This is a genomic window from Mycolicibacterium confluentis (genome assembly GCF_010729895.1).
Lineage (GTDB): Bacteria > Actinomycetota > Actinomycetes > Mycobacteriales > Mycobacteriaceae > Mycobacterium > Mycobacterium confluentis.
Window position 1 is genome coordinate 1,878,205 of record NZ_AP022612.1, and the last position, 21,771, is coordinate 1,899,975.

Sequence of the window (21,771 nt, forward strand, 5' to 3'; positions counted from 1 at the left end):
AGGGTTGCGTTACCGTTGCGTCCGTGTCCAGACCCGTGACGCAGCGTCCCAGGATCCCCGGTGTGGGCAGGCTGGGGCTCGTCGAGCGCACCGCCTCCGCTGATCTCGCGCGTCTGGGTTGGGACAACGAGGACCACATCGAACTGCTGTGGTCGCTGTCGCGGGCCGCCGACGCCGACGCCGCGCTGCGGGCCATGGTCCGACTCGCCGACGCACTGGAGTCCAGCTGGGGTGAACTGTCCGCCGCACTGATCAAGGACAAAGCCCTGCGCGGTCGGCTGTTCGGGGTGCTGGGCGCCTCGCTGGCGCTCGGTGACCACCTTGTCGCCAATCCGCAGTCCTGGCGGCTGCTCGAGGGTGCGCTGACTCTGCCCCCGGTCGACGAACTGAAGGCCGCCTTCAGTCAGGTCGTGACCGAGAACCCCGGCGCCACAGCTGTTCCCGCGCTGCGTGTGTTCTACCGGGACCGGCTCCTGGTCCTCGCGGCGCTTGATCTCGCGCCCACGGTCGAGAACGAGCCCGTGCTGGCCTTCACCACAGTCGGCGCGCACCTGTCCGATCTCGCCGACGCGGCGCTGGCCGCCTCGCTGCAGTACGCCGTGGGCACGGTGTGCCGAGAGGGCATTGAGCCACCCACCCTCGCGGTCATCGCGATGGGCAAGTGCGGCGCGCGGGAACTGAACTACGTCAGCGACGTCGACGTCATCTTCGTCGGCGCCAAAGCCGACTCCACCGAGACCCGGGTGGCCGGCGAGATGATGCGGATGGCCTCGGAGACGTTCTTCGAAGTCGACGCCGCGCTGCGACCCGAGGGCAAACGCGGACAGTTGGTGCGGACGCTGGATTCGCACATCGCCTACTACCAGCGGTGGGCCAAGACGTGGGAGTTCCAGGCGCTGCTCAAGGCGCGTCCCGCCGCCGGTGACGCCGAACTCGGCAGACAGTACGTCGAGGCGTTGATGCCGATGGTGTGGACGGCCAGCGAGCGCGAGGACTTCGTGGTCGACGTGCAGGCCATGCGCCGGCGGGTCGAGGAACTCGTCCCCGCCGACGTTCGCGGCCGGGAGCTCAAGCTCGGCACCGGCGGCCTGCGCGACGTCGAATTCGCCGTGCAACTGCTGCAGTTGGTGCACGGCCGCAACGATGAGGCGTTGCACGTGGCCTCCACCGTGGACGCGCTGGCGGCGCTCGGGACGGCCGGTTACATCGGTCGCGACGACGCGGCCAACATGACCGCGTCGTATGAGTTCCTGCGTCTGCTCGAACACCGGCTGCAGTTGCAGCGGCTCAAGCGCACCCACATGCTGCCCCCTCCCGACGACGACGAGGCGCTGCGCTGGCTGGCTCGCGCTGCCCACATCCGGCCCGACGGTCAGCACGACGCGCTCGGCGTGCTCCGCGAGGAGCTCAAGCGTCAGAGCGTGCGGGTGTCCCGCCTGCACGCGAAGCTCTTCTACCAACCGCTGCTGGAGTCCACCGGGGTGTCGGTCGACATCGGCGACGGCATGAGCGCCGCGGCCGCCGAACGTCAGCTCGCCGCGCTGGGCTACCAGTCACCGGGCAGTGCGCTGACTCACCTTGCCGCACTCGCGAATTCGAACACTCGGCGCGGCCGCGTGCAGTCAGTGCTGCTGCCGACGCTGTTGGACTGGCTCTCGGACACGCCCGATCCGGACGCGGGCCTGCTGCAGTACCGCAGGCTCTCGGAGGCCTTGGCCGAACAGCGCTGGTATCTGGGCACCCTGCGCGACGAGAGCGCGGTGGCCAAACGCCTGATGCATGTGCTGGGCACCTCGGCCTACGTGCCGGATCTGCTGATGCGCGCGCCCGAGGTGATCCAGGCCTACGCCGACGGTCCCACCGGACCCAAACTGCTCGACGTCGACCCGGACGGGGTGGCCCGCGCACTCGTGGCCGCCGCCGGTCGGCAGTCCGATCCCGTCAAGGCCATCGCGTCGGCGCGCACCCTGCGCCGCCGGGAACTGGCCCGCATCGCGTCGGCCGACCTGCTCGGCATGCTGGAGGTGCGCGACGTCTGCCACGCGCTCACCTCGGTGTGGGTCGCGGTGCTGCAGGCCGCGCTGGACGCCGTGATCCGGGCCAACACCCCCAAGGGCGGCGCCGCGCCTGCGTCGATCGCCGTGATCGGGATGGGTCGCCTTGGCGGCGGTGAACTCGGCTATGGCTCCGACGCCGACGTGATGTTCGTGTGCGACCCGGTGTCCGGGGTCGAGGAGGCCAAGGCCGTCAAGTGGGCGATGCTGGTGGCCGAGCAGGTCCGTGCTCTGCTCGGGACGCCCAGCGCTGATCCGCCACTGGAAGTGGATGCGAACCTGCGGCCCGAAGGGCGCAACGGCCCGCTGGTGCGGACCCTGGCCTCCTATGAGGCGTACTACCGGCAGTGGGCGCAGCCCTGGGAGATCCAGGCGCTGCTGCGCGCACACCGCGTGGCCGGCGACCTGGAACTGGGTCACCGGTTCCTGCTGATGGTCGACGAGACGCGGTACCCGCCCGGTGGGGTGTCCGCCGAGGCGGTGCAGGAGATCCGTCGGGTCAAGGCCCGCGTCGACGCCGAGCGACTGCCCCGAGGTGCTGATCCCAACACGCACACCAAGCTCGGCCGCGGCGGGCTGGCCGATGTCGAGTGGACCGTGCAACTGCTTCAGTTGCGGTTCGCGCACAAGATTCCCGCGCTGCACAACACCTCGACGCTCGAGAGCCTCGACGTGATCGGCGCCGCCGAACTCATCGCCGAGAGCGATGTCGAGCTGCTGCGTGAGGCCTGGCTGACCGCGACGCGGGCCCGCAATGCGCTGGTGCTGGTCAGGGGCAAGCCCACCGATCAGCTGCCCGGGCCCGGACGGCTGCTCAACGCGGTGGCCGTCGCCGCCGGGTGGCCCGAGGATGACGGCGGGGCGTTCCTGGACAACTACCTGCGGGTGACGCGCCGGGCGAAGGCAGTGGTGCGCAAAGTTTTCGGAGGCTGACTCTGCTATCAAGATTGGGTGCAGTTCAACTATGACCCGGTCGACGCCGACGAGGCCAACCGACAGCGGGCGATCTACGAGCCGTTCACCCACGCTGTCCGAGAACTGCTGGACGCCACGATCCGCACCCAGGCCGGGCCCGAGGACATCGCCGAGGCGACGCGCCTGATCGAGGCCGTGACGGCGGGTCTGCGGACCTCGCAGATCGACGGGCCGTTCGGGGTGCGGTTCACCACCGAGGGCGAGGGCATGTCGTGGGGCAACCCCGTGATCGGCGTGCGCAACCCGATGGCGCCGCCACTGGAGATCAAACGCGGCGAGGGGCGCTGCTGGACGGACTTCGATCTGGGTGCGGCCTATGAGGGGCCGCCCCGCCACGTGCACGGCGGCATCTCGGCGCTGATCCTCGACCACATCCTGGGGGAGGCGGCCAGCGACGGCGGGGACCGACCGCTGTTCACCGGCACGATCACGCTGAAGTACCTGCGCGGCACCCCATTGGGCGCATTGCGTTCCGAAGCCTGGGTCGAACGGGTGGAGGGCGTCAAAACCTATGCGCGCGGCTTCATCTCGGACGCCGACGGCCCGACGGTGGAGGCCGAGGGCGTGTTCATCACGCCCGCGTGGGCGCGGGACCCGCAGTGAAGTTCTATGTCAGCACTGCGTTCCTGGACACCCGCGAGGCTGTCGAGATCGCCAAGGCTGCCGATGATCTCGGCTACGACGGGATCGCGATACCTGACCACGTCGTCAACCTCGAGACGCTGGCAACGCCGTACCCCTACACCAAGGACGGCCGACGCCGGTGGGAGTCGTTCACCGACTGGCCCGACCCCTGGGTGATGATCGGCGCGATCGCGCTCGCCACGTCGAGGCTGCAGTTCGTCACCACGGTGTACCTGCCCGCGATGCGCGATCCGTACTCGGCCGCGAAAGCGATCGGCACCGCGGCGTATCTGGCCGAGGGCCGGTTGCAGCTGGGCGTCGGGGTGGGTTGGTGCCGCGAGGAGTTCGAACTGCTGGGGCAGCAGTTCGCACGCCGCGGCCGGCGCACCGACGAGATGCTGGAACTGATGAAGGCCCTGTGGGCGCCGGGCTGGACCGAGTTCTCGGGGGAGTTCTACACCGCGCCCAAGCTTGAGATGGAGCCCAGCCCACCGCCTATCCCGATTTATGTGGGCGGGCTGTCCGACATCGCACTGCGCCGCGCGGCCCGCCATGACGGGTGGATCGGCGACCTGATCAGCACCGACCAGGCTCTGGAGCGCGTCGCCAGGCTGCGGGAACTGCGGGCCGAGGAGGGCCTGGGCATGGACGACTTCGCCGTGTTGACACCGCTGACCGACGCCTTCACCCCCGAGCACTACGCCCGCGCCGAGGCCGGCGGGATCACCGGCATCGTCACGCAGCCGTGGATGTTCTTCGCGGGGCCGCGGGCGACCACCGCGGAGAAGATCGACGGTATGCGCCGATTCAGAGCGAACGCGCGATGATCTCCTTCATCACCTCGTTCGCACCGGCATAGATGCGCTGAACGCGGGCGTCCTCGTACATCCGGGCGATCAGGTACTCACGCATGTAGCCGTAGCCGCCGTGCAACTGCACGCAGCGGTCCACCACCTCGCACTGCTTGTCGGTGAGCCAGTACTTGGCCATCGCGGCCTCGGTGCCGTCGAGCCTGCCCTGCAGGTGCGATTCGATGCAGTGGTCCAGGAACACCCGGGAGGTGCGCGCGATGGTCATGCACTCGGCGAGCTCGAATGCCGTGTTCTGGAACTTGAACAGGCTGTGGCCGAAGGCTTCCCGGTCCTTGGTGTAGGCGACCGTGTCGTCGACCGCTCGCTCCATACCGCCCTGCGCCTGCGCGCTGACGATGAGGCGCTCCTGCGGCAGCTGGGCGATCATCTGCCCGAATCCCGCACCCTCGTCCGCGCCCAGCAGGTTGGTGACGGGGACGCGCACATTGGTGAACGAGATCTCGGCGGTGTCGGCGCCGTGCATGCCGACCTTGTCCAGCACCCTTGTGACCTGATAGCCGGGAGCGTCGCGCACGTCGACCAGGATCAGCGAGATACCGCGGGCGCCTGCCTTGGGGTCAGTCTTGGCCGCCAGCAGCACCAGGTCGGCGGAACTGCCGTTGGTGATGAACGTCTTGGAACCGTTGAGCACGTATTCGTCGCCGTCGCGGACCGCGGTGGCGCGGATGGCCTTGAGGTCGGATCCGGCGCCCGGTTCGGTCATGGCGATGGCGGCCAGCACCTCGCCGGTGGCCATGGGCGGCAACCAGGTCTTCTTCTGCTCCTCGCTGCCGTAGGCCAGGATGTAGTGCGGCACGATGCCGCTGTGCACACCGATGCCCAGCGAGAGGTCGCCGGAGTAGCCCTGGGCGTCGAACACCGCCAGGTCATGGGCGAATGTTCCACCGCCGCCGCCGTATTCGGTGGGGATCGAGCACAACAGCAGGCCCAGCTTGCCGGCCTCAAGCCACACCGAACGGTCGATTCGGCGTTGGCTGTCCCATTTCTCCACGTGTGCGACGACTTCACGTTCGAAGAAGCCCTTGGCCAGATCGAAGAGCGCGGAGACCTCATCGTCGTACCAGGACGGAACATGCTTGGTGACCATGCAGGTGAGGGTATTACCTGCGTGACACCGCCAACGATCCGGGACCGGTGAACACCAGCAGCAGCAGGGCGAAGCAGAACAGCACCGCGGGTTCACCGCCGTTGTTGATCGGCCAGAAGTCATCCGGGAAGTGCTGCCAGAAGTACGCCACGGCCATGTGGCCCGACCCGATGAACGCGGCCTCGCGGGTGAACAGGCCGATCGTGACGAGCACGCCGACCACCAGTTCGATGAGCCCCGCCCACCAGTACGGCCAGCTCAACACCTCCACCGAAGGCCCACCGGGCCAGCCGAACAGCTTGGAGGTGCCGTGGCACACGAGGAGCAGCCCGATCACGATTCGGAAGATGCTCAACATGGTCGCGGAGTAGGTCGTGACGCGATCAGCCAGGTTTGTCGCCATGCACTGAAGGTAGGCGGCCGCGGTGGAGTTCACGGGCACGGTCTGGTCACAATTCGAGCATCAGGGTCACCGGCCCATCGTTGACCAGTGCGACCTCCATGTGGGATCCGAAGCTGCCGGTCGCGACCTCGGCGCCCAACTGCCGCAGCGCATCCGCGAATGCGTCCACCAGCGGTTCGGCCACCGGCCTCGGTGCCGCGGCGTTCCACGATGGGCGGCGCCCCTTGACGGTGTTGGCGTACAGCGTGAACTGGCTGACCACCAGGACTGGCGCACCGATGTCGGCGGCGCTGCGTTCGTCGTCGAGAATGCGCAACTGCCAGAGCTTTTCGGCCATCCTGGCGGCCTTGGCGGCGTCGTCGTCATGTGTGACGCCGACCAGGGCCAGCAGACCCTGTGTGGCGGGCCGGATTTCGCCGATGACGACCCCGTCCACCGTCACGCTCGCCGACGTCACCCGCTGCACCAGAACCCGCATGGATGGCAGGATATCCGGCGCCAGATCGACATGAGGGTTGTGATCTGCGGGCCTGGGCAGCCCTGGTGTCGATTTCGGGGGCCGTGGAAAGGGCCGTGGCACACGAAAGGGCCGTGGCACACGAAAAAGCCGGGCGGCGCAGTGCGCCACCCGGCTTTCTCGTGGACAGACGATTTACACGTCGTAGTACAGCGCGAACTCGTACGGGTGAGGACGGATCTGGATCGGCATGATCTCGTTCTCCCGCTTGTAGGAGATCCACGTCTCGATCAGGTCCTCGGTGAACACGCCACCCTCGGTGAGGTACTCGTGGTCCTCTTCGAGGCGGTCGATCACCGCGGCCAGCGAGGTGGGCGCCTGCGGGATGTCGGCGGCCTCGTCCGGCGGCAGCTCGTAGAGGTCCTTGTCGACCGGGGCCAACGGCTCGATCTTGTTCTTGATGCCGTCGATGCCCGCCATCAACATGGCCGCGAAGGCCAGGTACGGGTTGCCCGAGCTGTCCGGGCAGCGGAACTCGAGGCGCTTGGCCTTCGGGTTGTTGCCGGTGATCGGGATGCGGACACAGGCCGAGCGGTTGCGCTGGCTGTAGACCAGGTTGATCGGCGCCTCGTAGCCCGGCACCAGACGCTTGTAGGAGTTCACCGTCGGGTTGGTGAACGCCAGCAGCGACGGCGCGTGGTGCAGGATGCCGCCGATGTAGTGGCGCGCGAGGTCCGACAGGCCGGCGTAGCCCGACTCGTCGTGGAACAGCGGCTTGCCGTCCTTCCACAGCGACTGGTGGGCGTGCATACCCGAACCGTTGTCACCGAACAGCGGCTTGGGCATGAAGGTGACGGTCTTGCCGTTGGCCCAGGCGGTGTTCTTGATGATGTATTTGAACAGCAGCACATCGTCGGCCGCGTGCAGCAGCGTGTTGAACTTGTAGTTGATCTCGGCCTGGCCGGCGGTGCCCACCTCGTGGTGGCCACGCTCGAGCGTGAAGCCCGCGTTGGTCAGGTTGGTCGACATCTCGTCGCGCAGGTCGACGTAGTGGTCGTACGGGGCGACGGGGAAGTACCCGCCCTTGGGACGCACCTTGTAACCGCGGTTGGCGCTGCCGTCGGCCTCGAAGGGCTCACCGGTGTTCCACCAGCCCGACTCGGAGTCGACCTCGTAGAAGGTGCCGTTGATCTTCGAGTCGAAGGCGACCGAGTCGAAGATGTAGAACTCGGCCTCGGCGCCGAAGAAGCAGGTGTCGGCGATGCCGGTGCTGGCCAGGTAGTTCTCGGCCTTGCGGGCCACGTTGCGCGGGTCGCGCGAGTAGGCCTCACGGGTGAACGGGTCGTGGACGAAGAAGTTCATGTTCAGCGTCTTGGCGGCGCGGAACGGGTCGATCCGGGCGGTCGCGGGATCCGGCAGCAGCATCATGTCGGATTCGTGAATCGACTGGAACCCGCGCACCGACGATCCGTCGAATGCCAGACCGTCCTCGAAGACGCTCTCGTCGAATGCCGACGCCGGAATCGAGAAGTGCTGGACCACACCCGGGAGATCGCAGAAACGGATGTCGACGTACTCGACGTTCTCGTCCTTGATCAGTTTGAAGATGTCGTCTTGGTTCGTTTCTGCCACTAGTACTCCTTCAGGCGCATGTCTGGGCACGGAGTTCCCGTCCCGGGTTAACCCGCGCTTGACGCTAAGGAGCCGATGTTGCGGGCCAGTCAACCAAATGTTGCGCCGACGTTACGCAATGGCGCAAACCCTATGCTGAATGTCATGGCGAGCGAGATCTCCTCCTGGTTGTCCAGTCCAGCGTCCGACTCCGGCGACGAGTATCCCGGCCAGCGCCTCGGGTTTCCCGAGGAGGGGCCCGGATCCATCGCGCGGTTCGGACGACGCCTCGGCGCGCTGCTCGTGGACTGGTTGATCAGCTACGGGCTCGCCGCGCTGGCCATGTCGTTCGGCCTCATCCCGCTGTCGGCGCTGTCGACCGCGGTGCTGGTCGTCTGGCTGATCCTGGGTGTGGTGTCAGTCCGGTTGTTCGGGTTCACCCCGGGCCAACTGGTCCTCGGACTCAAGGTCGTCTCGGTCGACGGCCGTGTCGGTGTCGGTGTCGGCCGCGCCCTGGGCCGCGGTGTGCTGGTCGCGCTGGTCATCCCGGCGTTGTTCACCGACTCCGACGTGCGCGGCCTGCAGGACCTGGCGACAAAGACCGCCGTGGTGCGCCGCTGAGGTGACTCAGGCCTCGTGCCGGACCTGACCGTTCATCATGGTCATGGTCACGGTCGTCGAATGGATGTCATGCGGGTCGATCGTGAAGATGTTGCGATCCAGGACGATGAGGTCGGCGCGCTTGCCCACCTCGACTGAGCCCACCTGGTCATCCAGCCGGAGCTGATAGGCCGCGCCCAGGGTGTTGGCGTGCACGGCCTCCTCGACGGACAAGCGCTGATCGGCTGGGGCCAGAACCGGGGCGGCGGGATCGCCGATGAGTTGGCGAGTCGCGCCGATCTGAATGGAATCCAGCGGTTTGTAGGTGGAGAAGTAACCGGCGGCGGGCCAGTCGGTGCCCAGCGAGATGCGTCCGCCGGACTTCAGCACCTCCTGCGGCCGGAAGAACATTTCCTTACGCGGGGATCCATAGCGGGCCGCCATGTTCTCCACGGTGTCAGGATCGGCCGACATCCAGTTGGCGGAGAACTGGGCCACGACCCCGAGCTCACCGAAGCGCGCACTGTCGGGATCTTCGACGTAGACGAGGTGTGCGACGGTGTGTCGACGTTCACGCGGCGGATTCTTGGCGATCGCCTGCTCGATGGAATCGAGCCCGACGCGTGCGGTGCGCTCTCCGCAGGCGTGGATGTGCACGTCGTATCCCGCGGCGTCCACCTGCTCGACGAGTTGGTGCCACTGTTCTTCGGTGAACGGCGACGCACCGATCGAGTCGGGCTTGTCCGCATAGGGCTCCAACAGCCAGGCGGTGTAGCCCTCCTGGGTGCCGTCGCCGATGATCTTCACCGCCCCGACCTGCACCAGATCGGTGGAGATCTGGTTGCGCAGTTGGGTCAGCTTCTGCACCGCGTCGTCCACCGGCGCCGACTTCACGCTGTAGGACGCGACCACCCGGAACGGCAACGCCCCCCGCTGCTCGATCTCGGTGTACTTGGCGATCAATGCGCCCTGATCGCTGCCTACGGGCGGAACACCGGCATCGAACACCGACGTGATGCCGGCTTCGGACGCTTTCGGCAACCACGCCTCCAGCAGCGTGGCCATTGTGTCGGCGGAGATCGGCTCGACGGCATTGACGACGCCGAGCAGCGCATCGACCTCGAGCACGTAACCGGTGGGGTCACCGTTCTCGTCGCGCATGTAATAGCTGAACCCCGGAATCGGGTCCGGGGTGTCCCGATGGACGCCGGCCATCTCCAGCGCCTTGCTGTTGGCCCACAGGCTGTGGCCGTCGATGGCGAAGAAGAATGCCGGCCGGTCCGGCAAGATGCGGTCGAGGTCGCCGCGGGTGGGCCCCTGGGGTCCGAACATGTCGACCCGCCAGCCGAATCCCCGGACCGGTCCGGTCGGGTTGTCCCTCGCGTAGCGAGCGATCGCGTCCAGTGCGTCGGCTCCCGTCGGCACCTGAAGGTCGACGCCCGTGCTGAGGAAACCGCCGAGGAAGGGATGGATGTGGCCCTCGACGAATCCCGGCATGAGGAGTTGGCCGTTGAGATCGATCACCCGGGTGCGAGGCCCGGCGAGTTCCATCGCGCCCGCCTCGTCGCCGACGTAGGTGATCGTGTTGCCCGTGACGGCGACCGCCTGGGCCCACGGGGTGTCGGGGGACACCGTGTAGACCTTGCCGTTGTGGAAGACGAAGTCAGCGTCGCCGCCGCCGTCTGAGGTGGGGGACACGTCGGTGCCCGAACCCGACGAACACGCACTGGCCACCATCGCGGCCGTCGTCACTGCGGCCGTCGTCACGGCGGTGCGCAGCACCGTCCGGCGCGTCACCTGATTGCGTCGTCCGAACGCCGCAAAGTGTGGTGCCCACTCGCACGCAGTGCACATCTGGCCTCCTCATGTCACGGCCAGTGGGTGCACCGATGTTGTCAACGCCTCCGAACGGTGCGGCCCACGCCGCGCATCTTGGCCTGCGCGGGCAGCGGACCCTTGGGCAGTGCGCCCGGGCCGACTTTGGTGCCCAACGCGACAAGCTTGGACTCCAGGGAGTCCATCTGCTTGACCGAGATGTTGGCGGGAAGCTTGTTCAGGTGCCGTTCCAGCTTGGACAGCGGCACTTCACCCTCACCGTTGCCGATCACAATGTCATAGATCGGAACATCGCCGACGAGGCGCGCCGTACGCTTCTTCTCCTGTGCCAGCAGCGGTTTGACCCGGTTCGGCGCTCCCTCGCCGACGAAGATCACACCGGGGCGGCCGATCACGCGGTGCACCGCGTCGAAGTTTCCGGTGGCTGCGACAGCCGGGGTGACCCGCCACTTGCCGCGCAGGTTGTCCAGCGCCCAGGCGGCCGCACCGGTCTGGCCCTCGGCCTTCTTGTACACCGACTTCTGCGCGCGCCGCCCGAAGATGATGAAGGCGACGAGCGCGCCCAGCACCACACCCAGCGGAATCAGCAGGTACATGGTGAATCCGCCGACCGCGACGCCGAAGGCCACCGACAGGCCCACGATCAGCACAAACGCCAAGATCATGTAGGGCAGAAGGCGCTTGTCCTCTTTGCGCTGCATCTGAAACGCCTGCCACAACTGAGTGCGGCGCTGCTTGGATGCAGCCTTACGGGCGGCCTTCGCCTCGGCCTTCAGGGCCTTGGTTTGGGCAGGGGTCCGGGATTTCGCCATGCAGTAAGGATAGGCGTCCCGCGCAGTGCTGCGACTACGACCCTGCGCCGGTGCGCGCCTGGATCGCCTGGGCGTACAACCGTCCGGCCCGATACGAGGACCGCACGAGCGGGCCTGCCAGCACGCCGGCGAAGCCGATGCCCTCGGCAAAGTCCTGGTGCTCGACGAACTCCTCGGGCTTGACCCAGCGCTCCACCGGATGGTGCCGGGCCGACGGCCGCAGGTACTGCGTGATGGTGACCAGGTCGCAGCCCGCGTCGTGCAGATCCTGCAGCGCGGTGCGGACCTCCTCGCCTGTCTCACCGAGTCCGAGAATCAGGTTGGACTTGGTCACGAGGCCGTAGTTGCGGGCGGCGGTGATCACGTCGAGGCTGCGCTGGTAGCGGAACGCGGGGCGGATCCGCTTGAAGATGCGCGGCACGGTCTCGACGTTGTGTGCGAACACCTCTGGCCGGGATTCGAAGACCTGCTCGAGCAGATCGGGGTCGCCGTTGAAGTCCGGGGCGAGCAGTTCGACACCTGTGCCGGGGTTCAGTCGCTTGATGTAGCGCACGGTCTCGGCGTAGAGCCACGCGCCGCCGTCGGGCAGATCGTCGCGGGCCACGCCCGTCACGGTGGAGTAGCGCAGGCCCATCGCCTGCACGCTCTCGGCCACCCGTCGCGGTTCGTCACGGTCGAGGTCGGCGGGCTTGCCGGTGTCGATCTGGCAGAAGTCGCAGCGCCGGGTGCACTGCTCGCCGCCGATCAGGAACGTGGCCTCGCGGTCTTCCCAGCATTCGTAGATGTTGGGGCACCCGGCCTCCTCGCACACCGTGTGCAGGCCTTCGCGCTTCACCAGCGACTTGAGTTCGGTGTACTCCGGGCCCATCTTGGCTCGGGTCTTGATCCACGGCGGCTTGCGCTCGATGGGGGTCTGCGCGTTGCGGACCTCCAGGCGCAGCAGCTTCCGGTTGCCGGGGTCGACGGTCACACCGACGATGTTACGTGAGCCGAGACGGGCAGGCGGCCATCGAGCGCGTCACACACCGCGTCGGCCACACGGTCCCGGACCTCGGCGACGGTGACGCGGCGACCGAGTTCGGCTGTCAGCGACGTCACCCCCGCATCGGAGATACCGCACGGCACGATCGCGCCGAATGCGTTCAGATCGCAGTCACAGTTGATTGCGAACCCATGCAGCGTCACCGCACGGGACACCCGGATGCCGATGGCCGCGATCTTGCGTGCCGGACGCAGGCCGTCGGCGGGCAGCCAGACGCCGGAGCGCCCATCGACGCGGCCCGCCTCCAGGCCCAGCGACGAGCACACGCTGATCAACGACTCCTCAAGGCGTCGAACGAAGTTCACCACATCCAGCGGTTCAGTCAGGCCGATGATGGGGTAGCCGACCAGCTGACCGGGGCCGTGCCAGGTGATCTTGCCGCCGCGGTCGGTGTCGATCACGGGCGTGCCGTCGACGGGGCGTTCGTGCGGTTCGGTGCGCTTGCCCGCGGTGTAGACGGCGGGATGCTGCAGCAGCAGCAGCGTGTCGGGTCCGCCTGCCACGCGCGCGTCGACGAGGTCACGCTGCATCTGCCAGGCGGCCCGATAGTCGAAGCTGCCCAGATCCCGGACTTCGATCGGGGTGTCGGCTGACCGGATCGACGGCGTCATGGGTCCGACGCTACTCGGTGCCACGCTGGTTCAGCGCATAGGCGATGGCCTCGCCGATGGTGCGATGCCGGAAGTCGAACCCGGCGCCCTCGAGCACCGCGGGGATGGCTCGTTGCCCGGCCAGTAGACCCTCGTCGGCGAAGTCGCCGAGTGCGATCCGGGCCGCGAACCCCGGTACCAGCAGGGGAGTGGGACGATGCAGCGCACGCCCGAGTGCGGTGGTGAACTCCGCGTTGGTGACGGGCGCCGGTCCGGTCAGGTTGACCGGGCCCGACACGTCGCCGGTAAGCGTGAAGAGCAGCGCGCGCACCTCGTCCTCGAGGGTGATCCACGGCATGTACTGCCGCCCGTTGCCCAGGCGCGCACCCAGCCCGAGCGAGAACACGGGCCGCAGCTTGGCCAACAGGCCGCCCTCCGGCGCGAGCACCAGGCCCGTACGCGCGAGCACCACCCGCGCACCCGCGTCGGCCGCGGGCACTGTGGCAGCCTCCCAGTCCACGCACAGTCGAGCCAGGAAACCTGCACCGGCAGAGGCGGTTTCATCCACCGTCTGGCTGTGGGTGTCGCCGTAGAAGCCGACCGCGCTGGCATTGATCAGCACCGGCACCCCGCTTGTGGCGACCGCGGTGGCCAGCACCTCGGTGGGCTCGATGCGGCTGTCGCGCAGGCTCTGCTTGAACGCCCCAGACCAGCGACCCCCGCCGACGTTCACGCCGCACAGGTTGACCACCGCGTCGACGCCCTCGAGGTCGGCGGGGTTCAGGTCGCCGGTCTCGGGGTTCCAGCGCCGCTCGTCGGGACTCGACGGCACGCGTCGGACCAGACGCCGCACCTGGTGGCCGGCCGCCCGCAGCGCCGCCGTGAGCGCCGAGCCGATCAGGCCCGATGATCCGGCGATGGCAACGGTGGTCACGTCGCCGTCAGCCACCGGGTCACAGTCCCAGGTCGGCCTCGAACGCACCCTCTTCGAGTCGCTTCTTGACTGTCGTGAGGAAGCGACCGGCGTCGGCGCCGTCGATGAGGCGGTGGTCGTAGGTCAGCGGCAGGTAGCAGATCGACCGGACGCCGATCGACTCGTTGCCGGTGTCGTCGACAACCACGCGGGGACGCTTCACGATGGCGCCGGTGCCCAGCATGGCCGCCTGCGGCGGGACCAGGATCGGGGTGTCGAACAGTGCGCCCTGGCTGCCGATGTTGGTGATCGTGAAGGTGCCGCCGGACAGTTCGTCGGGCTTGAGGTTGCCCGTTCGGGCGCGATCGGCGATGTCGTGGATCGCACGCGCCAACCCGGCCAGAGACAGGTCGCCGGCGTTGTGCACGACGGGGGACAGCAGGCCCTGCTCGGTGTCGACGGCGAACCCGAGGTGCTCGGCGTCGTAGTAGGTGATCTCCTTGCTCTCCTCGTTGTAGCTCGCGTTGATGTTCGGATGCGCTTTGAGGGCATCGATCACCGCGCGGGCGATGAAGGGCAGGTAGGTCAGGTTGACGCCCTCGCGCTCGGCGAAGCTGGCCTTGGCTCTGGCCCGCAGTGCGACGATCCGGGTCATGTCGACCTCGTGCGTCTGCGTCAGCTGAGCGGTGGCCTGCAACGACTCTCGCGTCTTCTTGGCCGTGATCTGCCGAATCCGGTTGGCCTTCTGCGTGGTTCCGCGCAGGTGCGCCAGCGGGCTCTCGGTGGGGGCTGAAGATGTCGCGGATGCCGCGGGGGTGCTCGCTGCCGCAGCGGGGGCCGCCGGTGCGGGCGCCTTCTTGGCCTCGGCCGCCGCCAGCACGTCCTGCTTGCGGATGCGGCCGCCGACGCCCGTGCCCTTCACCGACGCCAGGTCGACGTTGTTCTCGGTGGCGAGCTTGCGCACCAGCGGCGTGACGTATGGGCTTGCGTCCGAGCCGGACTCGGCCGCGGGGGCGGACGCAGGTTCGGGCGTGGGCTCCGGCTTGGGTTCCGGTTTCGGTTCCGGCTTGGGCTCGGGCTTGGACTCCGCGGCCGGCTTGGGTTCGGGCTTCGGCTCGGGCTTGGGTTCGGGCTTCGGCTCGGGCTCGGGCTTGGGCTCGGGCTTGGATTCGGCCGCCGCGCCGGCGTCACCGATCCTGGCCAGTTCGCCACCGACGGCGACGGTGTCGTCCTCTTCGGCGGTGATCGCCAGCAGCGTGCCCGCGACCGGAGACGGGATCTCGGTGTCGACCTTGTCGGTGGAGACCTCCACGAGCGGTTCGTCGACCTCGACGGACTCGCCGACCTTCTTGAGCCAGCGCGTCACAGTGCCCTCGGTGACCGACTCACCCAGTTCGGGCATCACGACCGAGGTGGCCTCGCCGCCACCTGAGGACTGCGCGGGCGCCGACTCGGGCTCGGGCTCAGACTCCTGCTCGGAGGCGGGCTCCGGTTCGGGCTCGGGTTCCGGCTCGGCCTCCGGTTCGGGCTGGGCGTCGGACGAGTCGGCCTCGCCGGCCTCGCCGATCACCGCGAGTTCGCCGCCGACCTCGACCGTGTCGTCCTCCTGCGCGACGATCTTGGTCAGGACACCCGCAGCCGGGGACGGGATCTCGGTGTCGACCTTGTCGGTCGACACCTCAAGCAGAGGCTCGTCGACTTCGACCGTGTCGCCTTCCTGCTTGAGCCAGCGGGTCACCGTTCCCTCGGTGACGCTCTCACCGAGTGCAGGCATCTGTACGGACACGGCCATGTCAGTTGACTCCTCGAAGATCATTCGTACGGGTCGAACTCTGGCTTACCACAGCCTTATGAGCCGAGGCGGCAAGCCAGATGCATTGTTCGCACAATCATCCTTTCACTGCGCGGCCTTCGCCACGAATCCGGGTGAGTCGTGACCTCTGGCACTATCGACGTCATGGGCTGGTTCGACAGATTCCGCGGCGGCGACCGGGGGTCCGCGGGAGACCTGAGGTACATGCGGGACTGGGTCGCGCAGCACGTCGGCGTCGAGGCCTTCGTGGAGCCCAAGACGACCGTCACCGACCTCACGGTGGTCCTGGTGGCGCACGACGGCGAGTGGACGCGGCGGAGGGTCGGCGGAGAGGCGGGCGCGCGCCGGCTGTCCTCCCAGCTGCAGATTCCGGTGTACGACGTGCAGAAGGTCGGGTATCCGCAGCGCATGCGGGATTTCGATGCACGCAGGCGCATCGAACGCAAGAGGGCTCTGCGGGAGGAACTCGAAGGATGACCACGCCGGGTCTTGACAACCCGGTACCGCCGGTATGAGGTACCTGCATGGGTGATGTGCGGTGGGTCGAGACCGGCGACGGAGTCCGGATCGCGACGTACCAGGAGGGCAACCCCGACGGGCCGCCCCTGGTGCTCGCGCACGGTTGGCCCGATTCGCACGTGCTCTGGGACGGCGCCGTGCCCCTGCTCGCCGAGCGGTTCCGCATCATCCGCTATGACAACCGCGGCGCGGGCGCCTCCAGCGTGCCCAAGCCGGTGCGGGCCTACGCCATGGAACGCTTCGCCGACGACTTCGCGGCCGTCGTCGCCGAACTGAGCCCCGACGAACCCGTGCACGTGCTGGCGCACGACTGGGGTTCGGTCGCCATCTGGGAATACCTGAGCCGACCGGGCGCCTGCGACCGCATCGCGTCGTTCACCTCGGTGTCGGGACCGAGCACCGACCACTACGGCGGGTTCATCCGCTCCGAACTGGCACGGCCGTACCGGCCGCTGCGGTTCGCAAGGGCCGTCGGTCTGTGCGCGCGGATGACGTACTGGTATCCGTTCTCGATCCCGGTGCTCACCCCGCTTGCCATGCGACGCGGCCTGGCCCGCCGGATGCAGAACCGGGACACCCCCGACGGCACCAGGTTTCGCGGTGAGACCTTTGACGCCGACGCGGCCAACTCGTTGAAGATCTACCGGGCCATCGCCTTCCGCAACCCCGCGAAGGTGCGCAGGGATCACTACGTGACCGTCCCGGTGCAGGTGGTCTGCGGCGACCACGACCCCGTGGTGCGCGCCTACGGTTTCCGCGAGCAGGCCAAGTGGTCGCCACGACTGTGGCACCGCAACCTCAAGGCCGGGCACTGGTCGCCCTTCTCGCATCCGCACGCGCTGGCGCAGATGGTGCACGAACTCGTCGACCATCTCGAGGGAAAGCCCGCCGCCCGCGCCCTGCTGCGCGCCGAAATCGGCCGTCCGCGCGACGACTTCGCATACACCCTGGTGTCGATCACGGGTGCGGGCAGTGGCATCGGCCGGGCCACCGCGCTGGCGTTCGCCGCCGCGGGGGCTGAGGTCGTGGTCAGCGACATCGACGAGGCCGCCGCCAAGCGGACCGCCGAGACCATCGCGACTCGGGGTGGCACCGCGCACCCGTACGCACTCGATGTCGCCGACGTCGAGGCGGTCCGGCGATTCGCCGACGACGTCTGCGCGGCCCACGGGGTGCCCGACGTCGTCGTCAACAACGCGGGCGTCGGCCAGGCCGGAGCGTTCCTGGACACCCCGCGCGACGAATGGGACCGCGTGCTCGACATCAACCTGGGGGGCGTGGTCAACGGATGTCGAGCCTTCGCGGCCAAGATGGCCGAGCGTGGCACCGGCGGGCACATCGTCAACGTCGCATCGATGGCCGCCTACATGCCACTGCAGTCGATGAACGCCTACTGCACGTCCAAAGCCGCGGTGTACATGTTCTCCGACTGCCTGCGTGCCGAACTGAGCGCCGCGGGCATCGGCGTCACCACGATCTGTCCCGGCGTGATCGACACCGACATCGTGCGCACCACGCGGTTCCATGTGGCGCCCGACGTCGCCGAACGCGCCCGGACCCAGGCCCAGCGCGCGTTCCGGCAGCGTCGGTACGGACCCGAGAAGGTCGCGTCGGCGATCCTGGCCGCGGTCAAGGGAGACAAGGCGATTCGCCCCGTCACACCCGAATCTTATGCGGTGTACGGAGTTTCCCGGGTGCTGCCGTCAGCGCTGCGCAGGGCCGCGCGCACCGACCCCTTCTAGCCCTTGTCGGCGATGTCCTCCAGGACAGCGAACATGGTGCGGGTCGGAACCCCAGTGCCGCCCTTGGGTGTGTAGCCCCACGGACCGCCGGTGTTGTAGGCCGGGCCCGCGACGTCGAGGTGCACCCACTGCACGCCGTCGGCGACGAACTCGCGCAGGTACACCCCGGCCACCAGCATCCCCGCGAACCGCTGGGCGCTGACGTTGGCCAGGTCCGCGACCGAAGACTTCAGGTCGTCCTTGAGCTCGTCGGGCAGCGGCATGGGCCAGCCGTTCTCGCCGACGGACTGCGACAGTGCCGCGACCCGGTCGCGGAACTCGTCGCTGCCCATCACGCCGGGGATGCGTGCGCCCAGCGCCACGGTCTGCGCGCCGGTCAGCGTCGAGGTCTCGATCAGGTAGTCCGGGTTGTCCTCGCAGGCCCGCACGATCGCGTCGGCCAGCACCAACCGGCCCTCGGCGTCGGTGTTGAGCACCTCGACCGTGGTGCCGCCGTACTGAGTCAGCACGTCACCGGGACGCTGAGCGGTGGCCGACGGCATGTTCTCGGCCATCGGCACCGTGGCGATGACGTTGATCGGCAGCTCAAGCTGCGCGGCCAGCACGACCGTCGCGATGACCGCTGCCGCACCGCCCATGTCGGAGGTCATGTGGTGCATCGACGCGGCCGGCTTGATCGAGATGCCGCCGGTGTCGAACGTGATGCCCTTGCCCACGAGGGCGACGGTCTTGGCGTCCTTGCGCCCCGATCGGTGGACGAGTCGCACCAGGCGCGGGGGACGCGACGAGCCCTTCCCGACGCCGACGATGCCGCCGTAGCCGGCCTCCTCGAGCGCCTTGCGGTTGAGCACCTCGACCTCGAGTCCGACCGAGGAGCCCAGCGCCTTGGCGCGCTTGGCGAACTCCGCGGGATACAGGTGGCTCGGCGGGGTGTTGACGAAATCACGCGCGGTGGCGACCGCCGTGGCCACGGCCGTGGCCCGCTGGGCGCGCTTCTTGGCGTCCTTGCCCGAGGCCAGCACCGTGATGGAGCTCAGGCCCTTGTCCTTGGGGGCGGTCTTGGCGCTGCGGTAGTCGACGAAGCGGTAGGAGCCCAGGATCAGGCCTTCGACCGTCGCCTCGAGGTCGACCTCGGACAGCGTGGTGAGCACGGCCTCGGTGCCGTTGAGCGAGCGCGCCGCGACCCCGGCGGCCTTGCGGATGACGTCGGCGGGCCACTCGTCGCGCGGCTTGCCCAACCCGACGGCCAGCACGCTGCCGACCCCGAGCGACGGTGCCACCAGGCGCGTGACCTGCTCGGCGCCGCCCTTGGCGCCCAGCGCCACGAGCGCCTTCTCGATCTCGGCGACGGCCTCGGCGGACAGGAACTCGGAGCCCAGCACCGTAGGCGTGGCCTCGGGGGAGTCCGGGTCCCCACTGACCACGCCGACGATCAGCACCGTGGAGTCCAGGCCGCTTTGGGGCAGCGTGGTCGCGATGGTGACGGCGGGGGACTGGTAGGCAGGTTCGGTGCTCACGGTGATCACCCTAATCACTAGGCTGGACACCCGTGACTGACGATCTGCTGCACGGACCTCTTGAAGACCGCCACCGTGAACTGGGCGCCAGCTTCGCCGAGTTCGGCGGATGGCTGATGCCGGTCTCGTACGCCGGCACCGTCTCCGAGCACAACGCCACCCGCAACGCGGTCGGTCTGTTCGACGTCAGCCACCTCGGGAAGGCGCTGGTCAAGGGTCCGGGTGCCGCCGAGTTCGTCAACTCCGCCTTCACCAACGACCTGACCCGCATCGCCCCGGGCAAGGCGCAGTACACGCTGTGCTGCACCGAATCCGGCGGTGTGATCGACGACCTGATCGCCTACTACGTCGCCGACGACGAGATTTTCCTGGTGCCCAACGCCGCCAACACCGCGGCCGTCATCGCCGCTTTGAAAGAGGTTGCGCCCGAGGGCATCACGGTCACCGACGAGCACCGCTCCCACGCCGTGCTCGCGGTCCAGGGGCCCAAGTCGGCCGAGGTGCTGACCGCGCTGGGCTTGCCCACCGAGATGGACTACATGGGCTTTGAGGATGGTGAGGTCGACGGCATTCCGGTGCGCGTGTGTCGCACCGGCTACACCGGCGAGCACGGCTACGAGCTGCTGCCGCCGTGGGATCAGGCCGGCGTGGTGTTCGATGCGCTGGTGGCCGCGGTGTCCGAGGCCGGGGGCGAACTCGCGGGCCTGGGCGCGCGCGACACCCTGCGGACCGAGATGGGCTACCCGCTGCACGGGCATGAGCTGTCGCTGGACATCTCACCGCTGCAGGCCCGCGCCGGGTGGGCGATCGGCTGGCGCAAGGACCTGTTCTGGGGCCGGGACGCGCTGCTGGCCGAGAAACAGGACGGACCGCGCAGGCTGCTGCGCGGCCTGCGCGCGACGGGACGCGGGGTGCTGCGACCCGACCTGCGCGTGCTCGCCGGTGACAACGAGGTCGGGGTGACCACCTCCGGCACGTTCTCGCCGACCCTGAAGGTCGGCATCGCGCTGGCGCTGATCGACACCGACGCGGGTATCGATGACGGTGCCGTCGTCACGGTCGACGTGCGGGGGCGCGCACTGGAATGTGAAGTGGTCAAGCCGCCGTTCGTCGACGTCCGCACGCGCTGAGTGCGCCGGAGAATTCGCTGGCGCACGGTTATACAATTCCCCTATGACTGAAGGCCCTCTTTCGTTCTCGCTTGCCCGCAATCCGCAACCGGCAAGCGACGACGTAAGGGCTTCGATCCTGCGTGACCCGGGCTTCGGCCGCTATCACACCGACCACATGGTGTCGATCACCTACAGCGACGGGGCCTGGCACGACGCCGAGGTCGTCCCCTACGGCCCGATCGAGCTGGATCCGTCGGCGGTCGTGCTGCACTACGCGCAGGAGATCTTCGAGGGGCTCAAGGCCTACCGGTGGGCCGACGGCTCGATCGTGTCGTTCCGGCCGGAGGCCAACGCCGCGCGTCTGCGCGCGTCGGCGCGCCGCATCGCGATCCCCGAACTGCCCGAGGACGTGTTCATCGAGTCGCTGCGGCAGCTCATCGCGGTGGACCACGACTGGGTGCCGCCCGCCGGCGGCGAGGAGTCGCTGTATCTGCGACCCTTCGTGTTCGCGACCGAACCGGGCCTGGGTGTGCGCCCAGCCACCGACTACCGCTACATGGTGATCGGCTCCCCGGCGGGCGCCTACTTCAAGGGCGGCGTCAAACCGGTCTCCGTGTGGCTGTCCACCGAATACGTCCGGGCCAGTCCGGGCGGCACGGGTGCGGCCAAGTTCGGCGGCAACTATGCGGCCTCGCTGCTCGCGCAGGCCCAGGCCGCCGAGCACGGCTGCGATCAGGTCGTGTGGCTCGACGCCATCGAACGCCGCTACATCGAGGAGATGGGCGGCATGAACCTGTTCTTCGTGTTCGGCAGCGGTGGCTCGGCGCGCCTGGTGACCCCGGAGCTGTCCGGCTCGCTGCTGCCCGGTATCACGCGGGATTCGTTGCTGCAGTTGGCCACTGACGCCGGCTTCGCGGTGGAGGAGCGCAAGATCGACGTCGAGGAATTGCGCAAGAGCGCGACCACCGGCGAGATCACCGAGGTGTTCGCCTGCGGGACCGCGGCCGTGATCACCCCGGTGTCGGTGGTCAAGAGCGCCGACGGCGAATTCACCATCGCCGACGGCGAACCCGGTGAGGTCACCATGGCACTGCGCGACACGCTGACCGGCATCCAGCGCGGCACGTTCGCCGACACGCACGGTTGGATGGCCCGACTCGGCTGACGCCTCGGCGTCCCCCTTCGCCCATTG

Annotated in this window: 19 protein-coding genes; 8 read left to right on the plus strand and 11 right to left on the minus strand. The window is 68.3% G+C overall.

Annotated elements, in window-relative coordinates; genetic code table 11:
• Nucleotides 1-23: 23 nt before the first annotated feature.
• Genes G6N34_RS08655 through G6N34_RS08665 form a run of 3 tightly spaced genes read left to right on the plus strand, consistent with a single transcriptional unit; the run spans nucleotide 24 to nucleotide 4,480 of the window.
• The gene (locus G6N34_RS08655) at nucleotides 24-2,987 is read left to right on the plus strand and encodes a bifunctional [glutamine synthetase] adenylyltransferase/[glutamine synthetase]-adenylyl-L-tyrosine phosphorylase (RefSeq protein ID WP_085150762.1); all 2,964 of its coding nucleotides are present in this window, start codon (nucleotides 24-26) and stop codon (nucleotides 2,985-2,987) included.
• An 18-nt stretch (nucleotides 2,988-3,005) separates the two neighbouring features.
• On the plus strand, nucleotides 3,006-3,632 hold the full coding sequence (locus G6N34_RS08660; protein ID WP_085150764.1) for a PaaI family thioesterase: 627 nt from the start codon (nucleotides 3,006-3,008) through the stop codon (nucleotides 3,630-3,632).
• Nucleotides 3,629-4,480: a TIGR03619 family F420-dependent LLM class oxidoreductase gene (locus G6N34_RS08665; RefSeq protein ID WP_085150819.1), complete on the plus strand. Its 852-nt coding sequence runs from the start codon at nucleotides 3,629-3,631 to the stop codon at nucleotides 4,478-4,480. The genes G6N34_RS08660 and G6N34_RS08665 overlap by 4 nt, the downstream gene beginning before the upstream one ends.
• Here G6N34_RS08665 and G6N34_RS08670 read toward each other — a convergent pair.
• The 4 genes from G6N34_RS08670 to glnA all read right to left on the minus strand — a co-directional run bounded on the left by G6N34_RS08670 (nucleotide 4,461) and on the right by glnA (nucleotide 8,104).
• Nucleotides 4,461-5,612: an acyl-CoA dehydrogenase family protein gene (locus G6N34_RS08670; RefSeq protein ID WP_085150766.1), complete on the minus strand. Its 1,152-nt coding sequence runs from the start codon at nucleotides 5,610-5,612 to the stop codon at nucleotides 4,461-4,463. The genes G6N34_RS08665 and G6N34_RS08670 overlap by 20 nt on opposite strands.
• A 13-nt stretch (nucleotides 5,613-5,625) precedes the next feature.
• On the minus strand, nucleotides 5,626-6,015 hold the full coding sequence (locus G6N34_RS08675; protein ID WP_085150820.1) for a DoxX family protein: 390 nt from the start codon (nucleotides 6,013-6,015) through the stop codon (nucleotides 5,626-5,628).
• Between the two features lie 46 nt (nucleotides 6,016-6,061).
• Nucleotides 6,062-6,493, minus strand: coding sequence for a D-aminoacyl-tRNA deacylase (gene dtd, locus G6N34_RS08680; RefSeq protein ID WP_085150767.1), 432 nt, complete (start codon nucleotides 6,491-6,493; stop codon nucleotides 6,062-6,064).
• Nucleotides 6,494-6,667: 174 nt separating this feature from the next.
• Entirely contained in the window at nucleotides 6,668-8,104 is a 1,437-nt protein-coding gene (gene glnA, locus G6N34_RS08685) for a type I glutamate--ammonia ligase (protein WP_085150769.1), read from the minus strand.
• Between the two features lie 144 nt (nucleotides 8,105-8,248).
• Here glnA and G6N34_RS08690 point away from each other — a divergent pair, with 144 nt between their 5' ends.
• Entirely contained in the window at nucleotides 8,249-8,704 is a 456-nt protein-coding gene (locus G6N34_RS08690) for an RDD family protein (protein ID WP_085150821.1), read from the plus strand.
• A 6-nt stretch (nucleotides 8,705-8,710) separates the two neighbouring features.
• Here G6N34_RS08690 and G6N34_RS08695 read toward each other — a convergent pair whose 3' ends face one another.
• Genes G6N34_RS08695 through sucB form a run of 6 tightly spaced genes read right to left on the minus strand, consistent with a single transcriptional unit; the run spans nucleotide 8,711 to nucleotide 15,668 of the window.
• On the minus strand, nucleotides 8,711-10,537 hold the full coding sequence (locus tag G6N34_RS08695; protein WP_085150773.1) for an amidohydrolase: 1,827 nt from the start codon (nucleotides 10,535-10,537) through the stop codon (nucleotides 8,711-8,713).
• 41 nt (nucleotides 10,538-10,578) lie between these two features.
• On the minus strand, nucleotides 10,579-11,331 hold the full coding sequence (locus G6N34_RS08700; RefSeq protein WP_085150775.1) for a DUF4191 domain-containing protein: 753 nt from the start codon (nucleotides 11,329-11,331) through the stop codon (nucleotides 10,579-10,581).
• A 34-nt stretch (nucleotides 11,332-11,365) separates the two neighbouring features.
• Complete coding sequence (gene lipA / locus G6N34_RS08705) at nucleotides 11,366-12,301, minus strand: lipoyl synthase (protein ID WP_085150776.1); 936 nt, start codon at nucleotides 12,299-12,301, stop codon at nucleotides 11,366-11,368.
• Nucleotides 12,298-12,984, minus strand: a complete 687-nt coding sequence (gene lipB / locus G6N34_RS08710; protein WP_085150779.1) for a lipoyl(octanoyl) transferase LipB — start codon at nucleotides 12,982-12,984, stop codon at nucleotides 12,298-12,300. Before lipB ends, lipA begins: the two co-directional genes overlap by 4 nt.
• Nucleotides 12,985-12,994: 10 nt before the next feature.
• Nucleotides 12,995-13,912 carry a TIGR01777 family oxidoreductase gene (locus G6N34_RS08715; RefSeq protein WP_085150781.1) on the minus strand — a complete coding sequence of 306 codons (918 nt, stop codon included), beginning with the start codon at nucleotides 13,910-13,912 and terminating at the stop codon, nucleotides 12,995-12,997.
• A gap of 4 nt (nucleotides 13,913-13,916) precedes the next feature.
• On the minus strand, nucleotides 13,917-15,668 hold the full coding sequence (sucB, locus tag G6N34_RS08720) for a 2-oxoglutarate dehydrogenase, E2 component, dihydrolipoamide succinyltransferase (protein WP_085150822.1): 1,752 nt from the start codon (nucleotides 15,666-15,668) through the stop codon (nucleotides 13,917-13,919).
• Between the two features lie 165 nt (nucleotides 15,669-15,833).
• Here sucB and G6N34_RS08725 point away from each other — a divergent pair, with 165 nt between their 5' ends.
• Nucleotides 15,834-16,166, plus strand: coding sequence for an oxidoreductase (locus G6N34_RS08725; RefSeq protein WP_085150783.1), 333 nt, complete (start codon nucleotides 15,834-15,836; stop codon nucleotides 16,164-16,166).
• A gap of 47 nt (nucleotides 16,167-16,213) precedes the next feature.
• On the plus strand, nucleotides 16,214-17,950 hold the full coding sequence (locus tag G6N34_RS08730; protein ID WP_085150785.1) for an SDR family oxidoreductase: 1,737 nt from the start codon (nucleotides 16,214-16,216) through the stop codon (nucleotides 17,948-17,950).
• Here G6N34_RS08730 and G6N34_RS08735 read toward each other — a convergent pair.
• Entirely contained in the window at nucleotides 17,947-19,476 is a 1,530-nt protein-coding gene (locus tag G6N34_RS08735) for a leucyl aminopeptidase (RefSeq protein ID WP_085150787.1), read from the minus strand. The genes G6N34_RS08730 and G6N34_RS08735 overlap by 4 nt on opposite strands.
• 23 nt (nucleotides 19,477-19,499) lie before the next feature.
• Between G6N34_RS08735 and gcvT the strand changes: the two genes are divergently transcribed.
• Together gcvT and G6N34_RS08745 are read left to right on the plus strand one after the other, a co-directional pair.
• Nucleotides 19,500-20,597 carry a glycine cleavage system aminomethyltransferase GcvT gene (gene gcvT, locus G6N34_RS08740; RefSeq protein WP_085150789.1) on the plus strand — a complete coding sequence of 366 codons (1,098 nt, stop codon included), beginning with the start codon at nucleotides 19,500-19,502 and terminating at the stop codon, nucleotides 20,595-20,597.
• Between the two features lie 43 nt (nucleotides 20,598-20,640).
• Nucleotides 20,641-21,744, plus strand: a complete 1,104-nt coding sequence (locus tag G6N34_RS08745; RefSeq protein ID WP_085150791.1) for a branched-chain amino acid aminotransferase — start codon at nucleotides 20,641-20,643, stop codon at nucleotides 21,742-21,744.
• Nucleotides 21,745-21,771 lie beyond the last annotated feature (27 nt).